General features: G+C 60.4%; 15 protein-coding genes and 1 pseudogene. 11 read left to right on the forward strand and 5 right to left on the reverse strand.

Annotated elements, in window-relative coordinates; genetic code table 11:
- Positions 1-20: 20 nt before the first annotated feature.
- Positions 21-821 (reverse strand): polysaccharide biosynthesis UDP-hexose transferase UppL, encoded by an 801-nt coding sequence (uppL, locus tag CFBP5499_RS10995; RefSeq protein ID WP_080824473.1) that lies wholly within the window; start codon positions 819-821, stop codon positions 21-23.
- Positions 822-1,066: 245 nt separating this feature from the next.
- Between uppL and CFBP5499_RS30020 the strand changes: the two genes are divergently transcribed.
- The gene (locus CFBP5499_RS30020) at positions 1,067-1,276 is read left to right on the forward strand and encodes a hypothetical protein (RefSeq protein WP_003509414.1); all 210 of its coding nucleotides are present in this window, start codon (positions 1,067-1,069) and stop codon (positions 1,274-1,276) included.
- Positions 1,277-1,300: 24 nt separating this feature from the next.
- On the opposite strand, the gene uppM is transcribed toward CFBP5499_RS30020, so the two are convergent.
- Positions 1,301-2,929, reverse strand: coding sequence for a polysaccharide biosynthesis protein UppM (gene uppM / locus CFBP5499_RS11005; protein ID WP_175416688.1), 1,629 nt, complete (start codon positions 2,927-2,929; stop codon positions 1,301-1,303).
- Between the two features lie 257 nt (positions 2,930-3,186).
- On the opposite strand from uppM, the gene uppO reads away from it, so the two are divergent.
- The 3 genes from uppO (at position 3,187) to CFBP5499_RS11025 (ending at position 5,518) form a co-directional block, all read left to right on the forward strand.
- Positions 3,187-4,602: a polysaccharide biosynthesis phosphomannomutase UppO gene (gene uppO, locus CFBP5499_RS11015; protein WP_080827236.1), complete on the forward strand. Its 1,416-nt coding sequence runs from the start codon at positions 3,187-3,189 to the stop codon at positions 4,600-4,602.
- A 152-nt stretch (positions 4,603-4,754) separates the two neighbouring features.
- On the forward strand, positions 4,755-5,156 hold the full coding sequence (locus CFBP5499_RS11020) for a group II truncated hemoglobin (RefSeq protein WP_080824472.1): 402 nt from the start codon (positions 4,755-4,757) through the stop codon (positions 5,154-5,156).
- A complete protein-coding gene (locus CFBP5499_RS11025) occupies positions 5,153-5,518 on the forward strand; it encodes a DUF423 domain-containing protein (protein ID WP_080824471.1) in 366 nt (121 codons plus the stop codon). The genes CFBP5499_RS11020 and CFBP5499_RS11025 overlap by 4 nt, the downstream gene beginning before the upstream one ends.
- A 6-nt stretch (positions 5,519-5,524) precedes the next feature.
- Here the strand turns inward: CFBP5499_RS11025 and CFBP5499_RS11030 are convergent, their stop codons facing one another.
- From CFBP5499_RS11030 to CFBP5499_RS11040, 3 genes and pseudogenes are all read right to left on the reverse strand, one after another.
- On the reverse strand, positions 5,525-5,815 hold the full coding sequence (locus tag CFBP5499_RS11030) for a hypothetical protein (RefSeq protein WP_080824470.1): 291 nt from the start codon (positions 5,813-5,815) through the stop codon (positions 5,525-5,527).
- Positions 5,796-6,119: pseudogene (locus tag CFBP5499_RS11035) on the reverse strand (DUF2325 domain-containing protein); the annotation flags it as partial. The gene CFBP5499_RS11030 and the pseudogene CFBP5499_RS11035, both read right to left, overlap by 20 nt.
- Positions 6,120-6,384: 265 nt before the next feature.
- Positions 6,385-7,026, reverse strand: a complete 642-nt coding sequence (locus CFBP5499_RS11040; protein ID WP_080824468.1) for a TetR family transcriptional regulator C-terminal domain-containing protein — start codon at positions 7,024-7,026, stop codon at positions 6,385-6,387.
- Between the two features lie 260 nt (positions 7,027-7,286).
- Between CFBP5499_RS11040 and CFBP5499_RS11045 the strand changes: the two genes are divergently transcribed.
- From CFBP5499_RS11045 to CFBP5499_RS11080, 7 genes are all read left to right on the forward strand, one after another.
- Positions 7,287-8,534: a Zn-dependent hydrolase gene (locus tag CFBP5499_RS11045; protein WP_175416689.1), complete on the forward strand. Its 1,248-nt coding sequence runs from the start codon at positions 7,287-7,289 to the stop codon at positions 8,532-8,534.
- Entirely contained in the window at positions 8,531-9,988 is a 1,458-nt protein-coding gene (gene hydA, locus CFBP5499_RS11050; RefSeq protein WP_080824467.1) for a dihydropyrimidinase, read from the forward strand. The genes CFBP5499_RS11045 and hydA overlap by 4 nt, the downstream gene beginning before the upstream one ends.
- 2 nt (positions 9,989-9,990) lie before the next feature.
- Complete coding sequence (locus CFBP5499_RS11055; protein ID WP_080824466.1) at positions 9,991-10,428, forward strand: NUDIX hydrolase; 438 nt, start codon at positions 9,991-9,993, stop codon at positions 10,426-10,428.
- Entirely contained in the window at positions 10,425-11,219 is a 795-nt protein-coding gene (locus CFBP5499_RS11060) for an ABC transporter ATP-binding protein (protein ID WP_080824465.1), read from the forward strand. The genes CFBP5499_RS11055 and CFBP5499_RS11060 overlap by 4 nt, the downstream gene beginning before the upstream one ends.
- Before the next feature lie 234 nt (positions 11,220-11,453).
- Complete coding sequence (locus CFBP5499_RS11070; protein WP_080824464.1) at positions 11,454-12,329, forward strand: ABC transporter permease; 876 nt, start codon at positions 11,454-11,456, stop codon at positions 12,327-12,329.
- Positions 12,326-13,198: an ABC transporter permease gene (locus CFBP5499_RS11075; RefSeq protein ID WP_080824463.1), complete on the forward strand. Its 873-nt coding sequence runs from the start codon at positions 12,326-12,328 to the stop codon at positions 13,196-13,198. Before CFBP5499_RS11070 ends, CFBP5499_RS11075 begins: the two co-directional genes overlap by 4 nt.
- A gap of 21 nt (positions 13,199-13,219) precedes the next feature.
- On the forward strand, positions 13,220-14,212 hold the full coding sequence (locus tag CFBP5499_RS11080; protein WP_080824462.1) for an ABC transporter substrate-binding protein: 993 nt from the start codon (positions 13,220-13,222) through the stop codon (positions 14,210-14,212).
- The last annotated feature ends 398 nt before the right edge of the window (positions 14,213-14,610 follow it).

Consider the following 14,610-nt stretch of genomic DNA (forward strand, 5'->3'; position numbering starts at 1 on the left):
GGAAGAGGGTGACCGCTGCTTTACCGGCCCTGACCCGACGCCCCGAAGCGATACTTCAGCAGCGAATATATCGCGATCGGATTGGTCAGAAGATAGCGTTTTCCCAGACGCTTCGGCTCAAGCATCGCCCGGTAGAGCCATTCCAGCCCCATATCCTGCATCCATTGCGGTGCCCGGCTGTTCTTCCCGGCAAGGAAGTCGAAAAGGCCGCCGCAGGTCTTGATCACGGCAACACCGGAAAGCCTTTCGAGATTGCGCGAAACGAAACGCTGCTCCAGCGGAATGCCGAAGCCGACCCAGAGAATATCCGTTTTCGAAGCGGCGATCTCGGCAAGGACTGCGTCTTCCTCGGCCCGGTTGAAATAACCGTTGCGCCGTCCCGAAAATACCAGACGCGGATAAAGCCTCTGCATTTCTTCGACCGCTGCGCGATTCACCTCTTCCGAACCGCCGAGGAAGTAAAACCGGCTGCCCGTTTCCTCCGCGCGCTTGGCCACCGCATGCACGAGATCGGTCGTCGCGACCCGTTCCCTCAGCGCCTGCCGGCAAAATTTGCGGGAGAAGATCACCAGCGACATGCCATCGGCGTGAATCTGGTCTGCCTGCCGCAGCATGGCGTCGAATTCCTGGTCGTGATGGCAGAGAGCAATGACCTGGCCGTTCGCCGAGGTCGAATAAAACGGTCTTGCACCGGCCACGCGCTCGCTTGCCGCACGCAGGATGAAATCCCGCGCCGTTTCATCGATGGTCGCGTCAGTGATGGGCAACGCCGCAAGGGGAATAACCGGCCAGACCTGGCCCGGCCCTCCCGCATCCGGCATCTCTCTCCCTGTCATGATCTGTCCGGTGTCCAAGATAGGCATCGTTTCATTGTTATATTCACGCTTATGCTTAGGGTATAAGGCTTCAGACACTACGAAGAACTATCATTAATATTTTTATAAATCCCCGCATGTCGCAGGCATTTTACACGCCTGAAGGTTGTACGCCACTCCTGTCGCCTATTCCGGTTTTGCCGCCGATGGAGTAAGGGACCACGACATCAAACCACGGAAAGGTCTTCGCCATGGAAACAATCTCGATCGACAATCGCGGCGATTTCGGCCTCTGGGCGATAGAACGGGCCAAGGAAATCGTCGCCAACGAAGCCTCCGATCTGGCCATTTCGGTGCGCGACGGCGACGAGGCCGGCATTCGCGATGCGGGCAATGCGCTGGGCGCCGCCATCGCCGCCGCCCTGCTTGAGGTTTATGACGGGCTGATCTCGGAAGAATAAGCCCGGCAGGCAGGCACTCCCGGATCAGGCATAACGCGCCGCGGCTTCCGCGTGATCGTCCCTTCGCAGATACCCCCAGAGACCGAGCGCCACGGCGATCGCCAGACCGAGGAACAGGCCGCCCATGCCGCCGGCAATCAGGAAGGTCAGCTTGCCCGGTGGCCAGCTTCGGGAATTGGGTGCGACCGGCTGCGAAATCACCCGCACATTGGTGGAATCGATCGATTGCTGTTCGGCAAGCTGGCGTGAGCGGGTAAGGTAAGTCTCATAGATCGCTGCCGCCGAGCGGGCGTCGCGATCCAGATCGCGCAGCCGCACCTGCGCCTCATTGTCGGTAAAGACATTGGCGCGCTCCGCGACGGCCTTCAATCTTAGCGCATCAAGCGATGAACGCGCTTCGGCGACATTGATCTTGGCCGCCTGCAGGATACGCCGCGCCTCGTCCGCCATTCCCTGCTCCAGCATCGCCCGCTCCGCTCCTGCGGTCGCAAGACGCGGATGGCGTGCGCCATAGGTCAGTGTCATCGCACCGATTTGCTGCTGCAGCGTGCTGTATTGGGCGCGGATGGTGTTCATCGTCTGGCTGTCGAAGATGGCGTCGCTTTGCGTGCGGTTCTGGGCAATCGCCGCCTCCATCTGCTTCAGGCGGGATTCCTCCTGAATGAGGCGCTGCTGGGTCGCAAGCACCTGCGCATTCAATTCGCCGGAGGCAAGATTGCTGACGAGCTGGCCATTATTTTCCTGCAGACCATTCTCGCGGCGGAAATCGGCCACACGCTTTTCGGCGATGGTGACATTCTCGCGCATTTCCTCGAGCCGCTTCTTGAGATCGTCGACGACGCGCTGACTGCTGTCGGAGTTTGTCTGGAACAGCTCGCTTTCGAAGGCCTTGACGATGGCCTTGGAGACCGTCACCGATTTTTCGGCATCATTGGTCCAGACCGAGAGCGTGACCACGAAGGAGCGCGGATCACGTTCCGCCGCCACCCGGTCGCCAAGCGAGCGAAGCGCGCCGACCCGGTTGTCATCATCTTCCGGTTTCGATGAAAACATCGCCTTCAGCCGGGCAAGCGGCGGCGGGCTGATGAATTCAGGATCCTGATCGAGCTTCAGCTCGTCCACCACCCGCGCCAGCACGTTGCGCGACGTGATGGTGCGCAGCTTGCTTTCTACCTCGAGAATCTGCGTATCCCGTTGCTGGTTGGGCGAAAACACCCCGTCATTGACAACGTTCAGGTTGGAGGGATTAACGACGATATCCGTATAGGCCTTATAGCGCGGCGGCGTCATGGAGGCGTAAGTGAGAGCGCCGGCAACGCAGAGAACGATCGCCAGCACGATCCAGACGATGCCCCTGCGAAGCCAGAGGATGACGTCATCCACGCCGATCCTGTCGATATATTTGAGGCCCGGCAGCATGGCGGCAAGGCCTCCATCAGGTGAAGCCGCCCTCACCGGCGTCTTGGCCGGGGCCGGCTCGGCAGCGGTCGGCGCCGGTTTCGGCTCGAGATACTCCTTCAGCACCGTGCGCTCGAACACCTCGTCCTCATCCACCAGATCGTCCAGCAGGGAACCATGGGTTCTGGCGGCGGGCGCCGTTTTTTCATCGAGCGGACGTGCCTGCTTATGTCCCGCCTTTTGAAGCCTGTACATCAGCCAATCCAACTCGAACGAACCACAAAAAGGCCGGCAACACAGTATTCCCATCGTCGCCAGAGCCGCTATTGACGGACAAGTTTAAATATGACGGGTGAATTTTAGGTTACCCGCGCCATTCCCGCCATCATCGCCTATTCGCGGCCACGTTGAAAGGGATGATTGACTTGAATGGATCGATACGGTTCTTTCAACCGTTATATTTTTGAATTATCCATTTGACCCTCAAAGATTTTATCGAAACGGAGTTTGGCATGAGCCTGAAATTTGGAACGAGCGGCCTTCGCGGTCTCTCCGTCGATCTGAAAGGAAAAGCCTCGGCCGTCTATGCCACGGCATTTGCACGGCACCTCCTCAAATCGGGCCAGGCGAAGGCGGGTGATCCCATTCTCGTCGGCCGCGATTTTCGCGATTCGAGCCCGGATGTCTCCGCCACCTGCATCGCCGCACTGAAAAAAGCCGGCCTCAAGCCGCTCGACTGCGGCACGGTGCCGACGCCTGCGCTGGCGCTTTACGGCCTGTCGCTGAAGGCGGGCGCGCTGATGATCACCGGCTCGCATATCCCGGCAGACCGCAACGGCATCAAGTTCTACCGCCCGGACGGCGAAATCGACAAGCAGGACGAAACCGCGATCGCGGCCCTTGCAGCCGAAATCGAGGCGGAAGGCATAAGCGATGAGGCGGCAACGGCCGAGGACCACTCCGCCGTCACAGCCGAACTTTTCTATGAACGCAACATTGCCCTCCTGCCGGAAAAGGCGCTTTCCGGCCTCAGGATCGGCGTTTACCAGCACAGCACGGTGGCGCGCGATCTCTTCGTCGATGTCCTCGCCCATTATGGCGCCGATGTCGTGCCGCTCGGCCGCTCTGAAAGCTTCATCCCTGTCGATACCGAGGCGGTCTCGCCGGAAACACTGGCACTTCTCAGAGAATGGTCGCCCGAGCACGGCCTCGACGCCATCGTTTCCGCCGATGGCGACGGCGACCGCCCTTTGCTGACCGATGAAAACGGCGTGCCGCTGCGCGGCGACCTGATCGGCCTCATCACCGCCAATTTCCTCGATGCGGGCGTCGTCGTCACCCCGGTCACTTCCAATTCGGGTATCGAGGCGAGCGGCTCCTTTGAAGTCATCCGCACCAAAGTCGGCTCACCCTTCGTGATCGCGGGCATGGCCGAAGCGCTCGCCGCCGGCAAGAACGCCGTCATGGGTTTCGAGGCCAATGGCGGCCTGCTGACGGCCTCCACCTTCACGCTGAACGGCAGGCCGCTTTCGCCGCTGCCGACGCGTGACAGCTTCCTGCCCATCCTCGCCGTGCTGCTTCTCTCGGCTGAGCAGAAAAAACCGCTGTCGGAGATCGCCGCCGCCTACAGGCTGCCGGTCGCCGCCGCCGACCGCCTGGAAAACTTTGCCCAGGAAAAAAGCGCCGCCCTCATGACACATCTGCGCGCCTCCCGCGACAATCTCGATGCCTTCCTCGCCCCCGTTGGCAAGGTCAAGGGGTTGAGCGACATCGACGGCCTGCGTGTGGCATTGACCGACGGCAGCACCATCCATTTCCGCCCTTCCGGCAACGCGCCCGAAATGCGCTGCTACGTCGAGGCCGCCAACCAGGATGAGGCCGAGACGCTGCTGAACAAGGGGCTGGAACTCATCCGGAATTTTGGCTGAAAGTAAGCTGCCTGCGCCCTCATTCCGGTCTGAAACCGGAATGAGGGGTTTCAGCAGTCGGAGCCGCTGTCCCAAATGTCGCATCCCGCCTTTCCCTGTTGCACTCGCTGTCCCGGAAAGCGATAAGGACCGCAGGGTCCAAGGAGGCGACGATGAGCGGCGAGACCGTTACCCTTTATGAAGCGATTGGTGGCGATGCGACCGTCAGGGCGCTCACCCGGCGCTTTTATGAGTTGATGGACACCCTGCCCGAGGCGGCGCGCTGCCGGGCCATTCATCCGGCCGATCTTTCCGGCAGCGAAAGAAAATTCTACGATTATCTGACGGGATACCTTGGCGGACCGCCCGTCTATGTCGAGAAACACGGCCATCCGATGTTGCGGCGACGCCATTTCGTCGCCCCCATCGGCCCCACTGAGCGGGATGAATGGCTGCTGTGTTTCCGCCGCGCCATGGATGAGACGATCGAGAATGCGAAGCTGCGCGAGATCATCTGGGCGCCGGTTGAGCGGCTGGCCTTTCACATGCAGAACCAGGAAGCGGATAATCCATGACCCACGAGAGACTGCGCGCCTTCATTCTGCTGCTGGGTGGCCTCTTGGGCGCTTCAGGCGTCATGCTTGCCGCCGCCGCCACCCATACCGGCGAAACCTATATGCTGGGCAATGCCTCGGCCATGGCGCTGGCCCATGCGCCGGTGCTTGTGGCGCTCAATATCGGCGCGGATCGGATCAGAACCGCCATTCCGGCGGGCCTGATCCTCGGCCTCGGCACGGCGGTTTTTGTCGGTGATCTCGTCGTCAGACATTTTTCCGGCCACAGCCTGTTCCCCTTTGCCGCACCGATGGGCGGCCTCGGCATGATTGGTGGATGGCTGGTGCTCTGCGCCGGCGCGTTCCTGAAGCCGAAAGGCTGATCGGCCTTAACGTCGCCGCGTCCAGCGAAACGGCAGGATGTTGCGGCCCTTTTCCGCCGCCTCTCCGAGAGCGAAGGGCGGCGTTTCGCCGGGCTGGCGGGTGCGCAGATGGGGAAAGATCGCCACATTGCCGCCTGCGGTCGTGGCGCGGTTGCGCCTTTGACGTTCGCCGACGATTTCATACATCTCCGTCAGGGCCGGATCGGCAGCCTGTTCGGCCATCTTGTGCAGTTCCACGCGGCAGGCCTCGTCTGCCGCCGGTTCTTCACCCTTGAAATTATTGCGCTCGTCGCTCATCGCTGGGGGTCCGTTCATTCATCGTCTGCAGCGCCCGCTCCAGACTGGATTTGCTGCCATTGCGCAGCGGAATGAACGTCTTGCCGAATTTCTTGCAACCCGACTTCACCCGCAGACACGCATCGTGGCTGATACAGTCGATCGGGCAGAACACGCAGTCGACGGAGGGAAGCACGGTATCGATGCGCGAAACCGCCTCACGCAGGCCGCCGTCGTGGTGGATCAGCTCGGCGCCGAAATTGCTGGCGATCTGGCGAAGATGGGCAACCTGACAGTCACGGCCGCCGACATAAAGAAAGCTTTTCGGACCGGAAAGCTGCTGTTCGGCCACGTCCTTTTCAGTTTGTGGCGCGCCCTTGCCCTGCTTGCCGCCGCGTTCGGCCTTCTTCTTTTCCTTGCGTGCCATTCCCTCACCTGCCGGTTGATTTTTAATACCCCGATATTGGGCCCCGACCTTCGGGATGCCGGCACCATAATAAAGATGAGTTTTGGAGTAAAGTATAAAGGTGATAATTTTCCTCATGTTTATGCAGAAAGAATCGATCACCTGTTCGTGAGAGCCCTGGCATTCAGCCGCTGATGCGCAATCCGCCCATGAAAAGCTGCTCCAGATGTCGGGCCGCATCCTCGAAACGACCGTCGCCACCGTGTCTGTCACCCAGCACGGCGCGCACCTGCACGTCGAAATCCGCATAATGCTGGGTGGTCGACCAGATCGAGAAGATCAGATGGTAGGGGTCGCATTTGGCCATCCGCCCGGCCTTCACCCAAGCGCGGATCACCTCGGCCTTTTCATCCACCAGTTGTTTGAGCGGGCCTTTCAGTTCGTCCTCGATATGCGGCGCGCCCTGCAGGATTTCATTGGCGAAAAGCCGGCTCTCACGCGGAAAATCACGCGACATCTCCAGCTTGCGGCGAATATAGGAGCGGATCTCGGTCTCGGGATTGCCCTTGGCGTCAAAGGCGCGCAGCGGATCGAGCCACGTATCCAGCACACGTTCGATGAGCGCCCGATGCATCGCTTCCTTGGTGCGGAAATAATAAAGCACGTTCGGTTTCGACATTCCGGCGGCCTCGGCAATCTGGTCGATGGTGGATCCACGAAACCCATTGGTGGAAAACACATTGAGCGCGGCCTCGAGAATCGTTTCCTGCTTCTCTTCCTGAATGCGGGTCCGCTTCTGGGTTTTCGCTGCTCGCGGTATGGCCATTCTCTGCTCTCTGTTTCTTTTCGGTGCAATTGCCGCTACAGTATGCTTAAAAAATCATCGCCGCGTACAGTTTAGGCAAAATTAGTGCGATTCGTCACGAAAATCTCTTGCTGACGCCATCGCGAATTTGCAATGTTTACCAGCCGGTCAATTTATCCACCATCGCCATCTTTAGGCAATGGCTGTTATCTTAGCCGGCAAAAACGGGAACGGCACAAGCTTTGCTTTGATAAAAACAAAACAGGTGAGGACGACATTTCATGGCGGCGGGTAAGAACTTGACGGTCAATGGCGACCGTCTATGGGACAGTCTGATGGACATGGCGAAAATCGGCCCCGGCGTCGCCGGCGGCAATAATCGCCGCACGCTGACGGACGAGGATGCCGAGGGCCGCCGGCTCTTCCAGCGCTGGTGCGAGGCGGCCGGCCTGACGATGGGCGTCGACCGCATGGGCACCATGTTCGCCATCCGCGCGGGCGAGGACCCGGACGCGCTTCCCGTCTATATCGGCAGCCATCTCGATACCCAGCCTACGGGTGGCAAATATGATGGCGTGCTTGGCGTGCTTGCCGGTCTGGAGGTCGTGCGCAGCCTTAATGATCTCAACATCAAAACCAAACACCCTGTTGTCGTCACCAACTGGGCGAATGAAGAAGGCGCGCGCTTTGCCCCTGCCATGCTGGCATCAGGCGTCTTCGCCGGCATTCACGATCTCGATTACGCCTATAGCCGCACCGACACCGACGGCAAGACCTATGGCGAGGAGCTGAAGCGCATCGGCTGGCTGGGCGAAGAAGAGGTCGGCGCGCGCAAGATGCACGCCTACTTCGAATATCACATCGAGCAGGGCCCGATTCTGGAGGCGGAAGGCAAACAGATCGGCGTCGTCACCCATTGCCAGGGCCTGTGGTGGCTGGAGGTGACGCTGACCGGCAAGGAAGCCCACACCGGCTCCACGCCCATGGCCATGCGCGTCAATGCCGGCCTTGCTGCCGCCCGTATCCTTGAAAAAGTGCAGGAAGTGGCGATGGCCCACCAACCGGGTGCGGTCGCCGGCGTCGGCCAGATGATCTTCACGCCCAATTCCCGCAACGTGCTGCCCGGCAAGGTGGTCTTCACCATCGACCTTCGCACGCCGTCTCAGGCGAAACTGGACAGCATGCGCGCCATTTTCGAACGCGAGGTGCCTAAAATCGCCGAAGAACTCGGCGTCGGCTGCTCAATCGAAGCCATCGGCCATTTCGATCCCGTCACCTTCGATCCGGTTCTGGTCGGGCGCGTGCGCTCTGCCGCCGAAAGACTGGGTTACAGCCACATGGACATCATCTCCGGCGCCGGCCACGATGCCTGCTGGACCGCAAGGGTCGCTCCGTCAACCATGATCTTCTGCCCCTGCGTAGACGGGCTTTCCCACAACGAAGCGGAAGAGATTTCGCCGGATTGGGCCGCCGCCGGCTGCGATGTGCTGCTGCATGCGGTGCTGGAGACTGCGGAGATCGTCGAATGACCGCCACCATCATCAAAAATGGCACCATCGTCACCGCCGACCTCACCTACAAGGCTGATGTGAAAATCGAAGGCGGCAAAATCACCGAGATCGGACCTGATCTCACCGGCGGCACTGTGCTGGATGCGAGCGGATGTTACGTCATGCCAGGCGGCATCGATCCGCATGTGCATCTGGAAATGCCCTTCATGGGCACCTATTCCGCCGATGATTTCGAGAGCGGCACGCGCGCAGCACTTGCCGGCGGCACCACCATGGTGGTGGATTTCTGCCTGCCGGAGCCCGGCCAGTCGCTTCTCGAGGCCCTCACCCGGTGGGACAACAAGGCGACGCGGGCCAATTGCGATTATTCCTTCCACATGGCGGTCACCTGGTGGGGCGAGCAGGTCTTCGATGAGATGAAGACGGTGGTCCAGCAGAAAGGCATCAACTCCTTCAAGCACTTCATGGCCTATAAGGGCGCGCTGATGGTGAATGATGACGAGATGTTCGCCTCCTTCTCGCGCTGCGCCGAACTGGGCGCCATTCCCTTCGTGCATGCGGAAAACGGCGATATCGTCGCGCAGATGCAGGAAAAACTGATGGCGGAAGGCAATATCGGGCCAGAGGCGCATGCCTATTCCCGGCCGCCCTCTGTGGAGGGCGAGGCCACCAACCGCGCCATCATCATCGCCGATATGGCCGGCGCCCCGCTTTATGTCGTCCACACCTCCTGCGAGCAGGCGCATGAAGCGATCCGCCGCGCGCGTCAGAATGGCATGCGCGTCTATGGCGAACCGCTGATCCAGCACCTGATCCTCGATGAAAGCGAATATGCCAATCCCGACTGGGATCACGCCGCCCGCCGGGTCATGTCGCCGCCCTTCCGCAACCGGCAGCATCAGGACAGCCTGTGGGCGGGTCTCGCTTCCGGCTCGCTGCAATGCGTGGCGACCGACCATTGCGCCTTCACCACCGAACAGAAACGCTTCGGTGTCAGTGATTTCCGAAAGATTCCGAACGGCACCGGGGGGCTGGAAGATCGCATGCCGCTGCTCTGGACCCATGGCGTGGCGACCGGCCGGCTGACGATGAATGAATTCGTCGCCGTCACCTCCACCAACATCGCCAAGATTCTCAACATCTACCCCAGAAAGGGCGCGATCCTCGTCGGCAGCGATGCGGATATCGTCGTCTGGGACCCGGCGCTGACGAAGACCATCAGTGCTGCAAGCCAGCAATCGGCCATCGATTACAACGTGTTCGAAGGACAGAAAGTGAAGGGCCTGCCGCGCTACACCCTGTCGCGTGGCCTCGTCAGTGTCGAGGAGACTACCATCGAGACACAGGAAGGCCATGGTCGGTTCGTGGCCCGTGATCCCTATCCCGCCGTCAGCCAGGCGCTTTCCACCTGGAAGGAACTCGTTTCGCCGCGCAAGGTGGAGCGCAGCGGCATCCCGGCATCTGGCGTATGAGCATGAACAGCGAGCCAAAACGCGAAATCCTCATCGCCGCCGCCGTCCTGTTGAATGAGAAGCGACAGATGCTTGTGGTGCGCAAGCGCGGCACCACGCAATTCATGCAGCCGGGCGGCAAGATCGATCCGGGCGAAACGCCGGAACAGGCACTGCACCGCGAACTGGCCGAGGAAATCGGCCTGACGCTGCCTGAAAATGCCGTTCGTTATGAGGGCGTCTTTCGCGAGGAAGCCGCCAATGAACCGGGAGCCGATGTCGTCGCCCATGCCTTCACCGCCAGACTTCATACCGACGTCGTCCCGCAGGCGGAGATAGAGGAAGTGCGCTGGCTCGATCTTGATCGCCGTCCCGGCGTGATGATCGCCAAACTTACGGAAACCCAGATGCTGCCGCTTGCGCGCGCGGCGCTTACGGAAAGCGACAATCAGCCAAGATGAACCAGGCCTCTCCCTATTCCGTCGTTTCCGCCAGAAAACTGGGCCTCACCTTCGAAACGGGGGATGGCCCCGTCCACGCATTGTCGAATGTCGATCTCGATGTGAAAAAAGGCGATTTCGTCTCCTTCATCGGCCCTTCCGGCTGCGGCAAAACTACGTTCCTGCGTGTCATCGCCGATCTGGAAAAGCACACGTCAGGCGAAATAACCGTCAACGGCACGACGCCGGAAAACGCCCGCAGGGACCGCTCTTACGGTTACGTCTTTCAGGCCGCCGCTCTTTATCCCTGGCGCAGCATCGAAAAGAACATCGCACTGCCGCTCGAAATCATGGGCTATAGCAAGGCAGAACAGCGTGAGCGCATCGACCGCACGCTCGATCTCGTCAACCTCAACGGGTTCGGCAAGAAATATCCATGGCAACTTTCCGGCGGCATGCAGCAGCGCGCCTCCATCGCCCGCGCACTCGCCTTCGATGCCGACCTGCTTTTGATGGACGAGCCCTTCGGCGCGCTGGATGAGATCGTCCGCGATCATCTGAACGAACAGCTGCTGAAACTCTGGGATACGACCGGCAAGACCATTTGTTTCGTCACCCATTCCATTCCGGAGGCAGTCTATCTTTCGACGAAAATCGTCGTCATGTCGCCACGGCCGGGAAGAGTGACCGATGTGATCGAGTCCACCCTGCCGCGGGAAAGGCCGCTGGAGATTCGCGAGACGCCGGAGTTCTTGGCGATTGCGCATCGGGTGCGTGAGGGGTTGAAGGCGGGGCATGGCTATGAGGGGTAAGGTCAGCGCCAGCATTACCCCCCTCTGCCCTGCCGGGCATCTCCCCCTCAAGGGGGGAGATCGGCAAGTGGCGCTACCACCACTTCATTCACAACGGTCGAGATGGACGAAACCCAACCACGAGTCGATCTCCCCCCTTGAGGGGGAGATGTCCGGCAGGACAGAGGGGGGTAAGCGTCACCCTCGGAGTGAGCGTAAACCCCACCCACAGAGCAAGCAGCGGAGCGAAAACCCATGACCCTCCTCCGCCACCGCATCCTTCCCATCCTCACCGTCCTCCTCGCCATTCTCATCCTCTGGCACCTCGCCGTCGTCTATCTCAACATGCCCTTCGCCCGCGATCAGGCCACCCGCGCCGGTCAAACACCAGGCTTCTTCGAACTCCTGCCGCAAACCTTCGCCCAGGAACGCCCGGTCCTCCCCGCCCCGCACCAGATCGCCGCCGAACTCTGGGATACGACCGTCAACAAGGCGATCACCTCCAAGCGCAGCCTGATCTACCACGCCGGCATCACGCTTTCGGCCACCCTGCTCGGCTTCGCCATCGGCGCTGTGCTCGGCATCCTCTTGGCCGTCGCCATCATCCATAACCGCGCCATGGATCGCTCCGTCATGCCGTGGATCATCGCCAGCCAGACGATCCCCATCCTCGCCATCGCACCGATGATCATCGTCGTCCTGAACTCCATCGGCATTTCCGGGCTTTTGCCCAAGGCACTGATCTCCACCTACCTTTCCTTCTTCCCCATCGTCGTCGGCATGGTGAAGGGCCTCAGAAGCCCGGAAACCCTCCAGCTCGATCTGATGCACACCTATAATGCCTCACCGGCGCAGACCTTCTGGAAGCTGCGCTGGCCCTCGGCGCTGCCCTATCTCTTTACCTCGCTGAAGATCGCCATCGCGATTGCGCTCGTCGGCGCCATCGTCGGCGAATTGCCGACAGGCGCCGTCGCCGGGCTCGGCGCGCGGCTTCTCTCCGGCTCCTATTACGGCCAGACGGTGCAGATATGGGCGGCGCTGTTCATGGCCGCCGGTGTTGCGGCACTGCTGGTGGCGATCATCGGCATTGCGCACGCCGCCGTCCTCAAGCGAATGGGAGCACGGCCATGACGAACCCCTTCTGGTTTATCGGCGCGATCCTGTTCTGGCTCGTCGCCTGGGTCTTCAACGAATGGCTGGTGCGGCGCGATTTCACCTCCCACTCGGGAAAGCGCATCGGCCGCATCGCCGTGCCCCTGCTCTTCGGCCTTGCCCTTCTGGTTCTCTGGGAAGGTGTCGCGCGTGGTTTTTCCGTGCCGCCCATCCTCTTACCGGCCCCCAGCGCCATCCTCGCGCGCCTTCTCGGCTCGCTGCCGATCCTCTGGGCGGATTTCCGCCAGACTTTCCTCAAATCGGTGCTGACGGGTTATGTGCTCGGTTGCGGCCTCGGTTTCCTCGTCGCCATCCTCATCGACCGGTCACCCTTCCTCCAGCGGGGACTTTTGCCCATCGGCAATTTCGTCTCCGCCCTGCCTGTCGTCGGCATCGCGCCGATCATGGTCATGTGGTTCGGCTTTGACTGGCAGTCGAAAGTGGCCGTTGTCGTCATCATGACCTTCTTCCCCATGCTGGTGAACACGGTGCAGGGGCTTGCCGCCTCCAGCCACATGGAACGCGACCTGATGCGCACCTATGCCGCCGGCTGGTGGCAGACATTGGTGAAGCTGCGCCTGCCCGCCGCCTGGCCCTTCATCTTCAACGCGCTGAAGATCAATTCCACGCTGGCGCTGATCGGCGCCATCGTCGCGGAATTTTTCGGCACGCCCATCGTCGGCATGGGCTTCCGCATCTCGGCCGAAATGGGCCGCAGCAATGTCGATATGGTCTGGGCCGAAATCGCCGTGGCGGCGCTGGCAGGCTCCGGCTTTTATGGTCTTGTGGCGCTCGCCGAGCGGGCCGTCACCTTCTGGCATCCGTCCGTCCGTGGGGGACGAACGTAAATAACGAAAAAGGGAACAGCGATGAAAATGAAACTTGCATCCATGCTTCTTGCCGGCGCGTCAGTCCTGACCGCATTCGGGGCTCAGGCCGCCGACAAGATCACCCTGCAGCTGAAATGGGTGACCCAGGCGCAATTCGCCGGTTATTACGTCGCGAAAGACAAGGGTTTCTACGAAGCCGAAGGCCTCGATGTCGACATCAAGCCCGGCGGCCCGGACATCGCCCCCGCGCAGGTTCTGGCCGGCGGCGGCGCGGATGTCATCGTCGACTGGATGCCGTCTGCACTGGCGACGCGCGAAAAGGGCGTGCCGCTCGTCAACATCGCCCAGCCGTTCAAATCGTCGGGCATGATGCTGACCTGCCTCAAGGAAACCGGCATCACCAAGCCGGAAGATTTCAAGGGCAAGACGCTCGGCGTCTGGTTCTTCGGCAACGAATATCCATTCCTGTCGTGGATGGCCCACCTGAAAATCCCGACCACCGGCGGCGCGGATGGCGTCACCGTTCTCAAGCAGGGTTTCAACGTCGATCCGCTGCTGCAGAAACAGGCCGCCTGCATTTCCACCATGACCTATAATGAATATTGGCAGGTCATCGATGCCGGCATCAAGCCGGAAGAACTCGTCACCTTCAAATACGAGGCCGAAGGCGTGGCGACGCTGGAAGACGGGCTTTACGTTCTGGAAGACAAGCTCAAGGACGCCAAATTCAAGGAAGACATGGTCAAATTCGTCCGCGCTTCCATGAAGGGCTGGAAATGGGCGGAAGAAAACCCTGACGATGCCGCCGGTATCGTTCTCGAAAACGACGCCTCCGGGGCCCAGACAGAAAAACACCAGAAGCGCATGATGGGCGAGGTGGCCAAGCTCACCGCCGGCTCGAAGGGCGCGCTCGACAAGGCGGACTACGAACGCACCGTCAAGACCCTGCTAGGCGGCGGCTCTGATCCTGTCATCACCAAGGAACCGGCAGGAGCCTACACCACGGAAATCACCGACGCGGCGTTGAAATAGTCCGGGATGAAAATATCAAATCGCGCGGTCTTTGCCGCGCGATTTGGCAAGTCACTACCTCTCTTCCGTCATCCTCGGGCTTGTCTCGAGGACTAACCACGTCAATAAAATCAAGCCGTTGCAGATAACAGGGACAAGCCCGAGGATGACGGTGTGGTAGGCGTCCTGGGAATTATTGACGAGTACCGCGTGTTGGTAACCCGCAAAGCAGATTACAACACCCGCTCCTATACAAAAATGTATACCTAGCCCGACGGCTATGCGGATTGATTTGTACGACAACAACAATTACAGTCCCGCCCACAAGACTGCCAGATTTGATCTTGTAAAAAAAGCACAGGGCAAAGGTGCTTGAGATTCGCGTTGAGGGGCGTTTGAATCGGGAGGATCGAAAAGGA

Origin of the sequence: Agrobacterium tumefaciens (assembly GCF_005221325.1) — a bacterium.
In the GTDB taxonomy this organism is placed as follows: Bacteria; Pseudomonadota; Alphaproteobacteria; order Rhizobiales; family Rhizobiaceae; genus Agrobacterium.

Coding starts and splice junctions, on each gene's coding strand:
- uppM (WP_175416688.1), bottom strand. CDS start 2,929: ATGTACAGGCTTCAAAAGGCGGGACATAAGCAGGCACGTCCGCTCGAT.
- CFBP5499_RS11075 (WP_080824463.1), top strand. CDS start 12,326: ATGACGAACCCCTTCTGGTTTATCGGCGCGATCCTGTTCTGGCTCGTC.
- CFBP5499_RS11025 (WP_080824471.1), top strand. CDS start 5,153: ATGACCCACGAGAGACTGCGCGCCTTCATTCTGCTGCTGGGTGGCCTC.
- CFBP5499_RS11020 (WP_080824472.1), top strand. CDS start 4,755: ATGAGCGGCGAGACCGTTACCCTTTATGAAGCGATTGGTGGCGATGCG.
- CFBP5499_RS11030 (WP_080824470.1), bottom strand. CDS start 5,815: ATGAGCGACGAGCGCAATAATTTCAAGGGTGAAGAACCGGCGGCAGAC.
- CFBP5499_RS11055 (WP_080824466.1), top strand. CDS start 9,991: ATGAACAGCGAGCCAAAACGCGAAATCCTCATCGCCGCCGCCGTCCTG.
- CFBP5499_RS11080 (WP_080824462.1), top strand. CDS start 13,220: ATGAAAATGAAACTTGCATCCATGCTTCTTGCCGGCGCGTCAGTCCTG.
- CFBP5499_RS11060 (WP_080824465.1), top strand. CDS start 10,425: ATGAACCAGGCCTCTCCCTATTCCGTCGTTTCCGCCAGAAAACTGGGC.
- uppL (WP_080824473.1), bottom strand. CDS start 821: ATGCCGGATGCGGGAGGGCCGGGCCAGGTCTGGCCGGTTATTCCCCTT.
- hydA (WP_080824467.1), top strand. CDS start 8,531: ATGACCGCCACCATCATCAAAAATGGCACCATCGTCACCGCCGACCTC.
- CFBP5499_RS30020 (WP_003509414.1), top strand. CDS start 1,067: ATGGAAACAATCTCGATCGACAATCGCGGCGATTTCGGCCTCTGGGCG.
- uppO (WP_080827236.1), top strand. CDS start 3,187: ATGAGCCTGAAATTTGGAACGAGCGGCCTTCGCGGTCTCTCCGTCGAT.
- CFBP5499_RS11045 (WP_175416689.1), top strand. CDS start 7,287: ATGGCGGCGGGTAAGAACTTGACGGTCAATGGCGACCGTCTATGGGAC.
- CFBP5499_RS11040 (WP_080824468.1), bottom strand. CDS start 7,026: ATGGCCATACCGCGAGCAGCGAAAACCCAGAAGCGGACCCGCATTCAG.
- CFBP5499_RS11070 (WP_080824464.1), top strand. CDS start 11,454: ATGACCCTCCTCCGCCACCGCATCCTTCCCATCCTCACCGTCCTCCTC.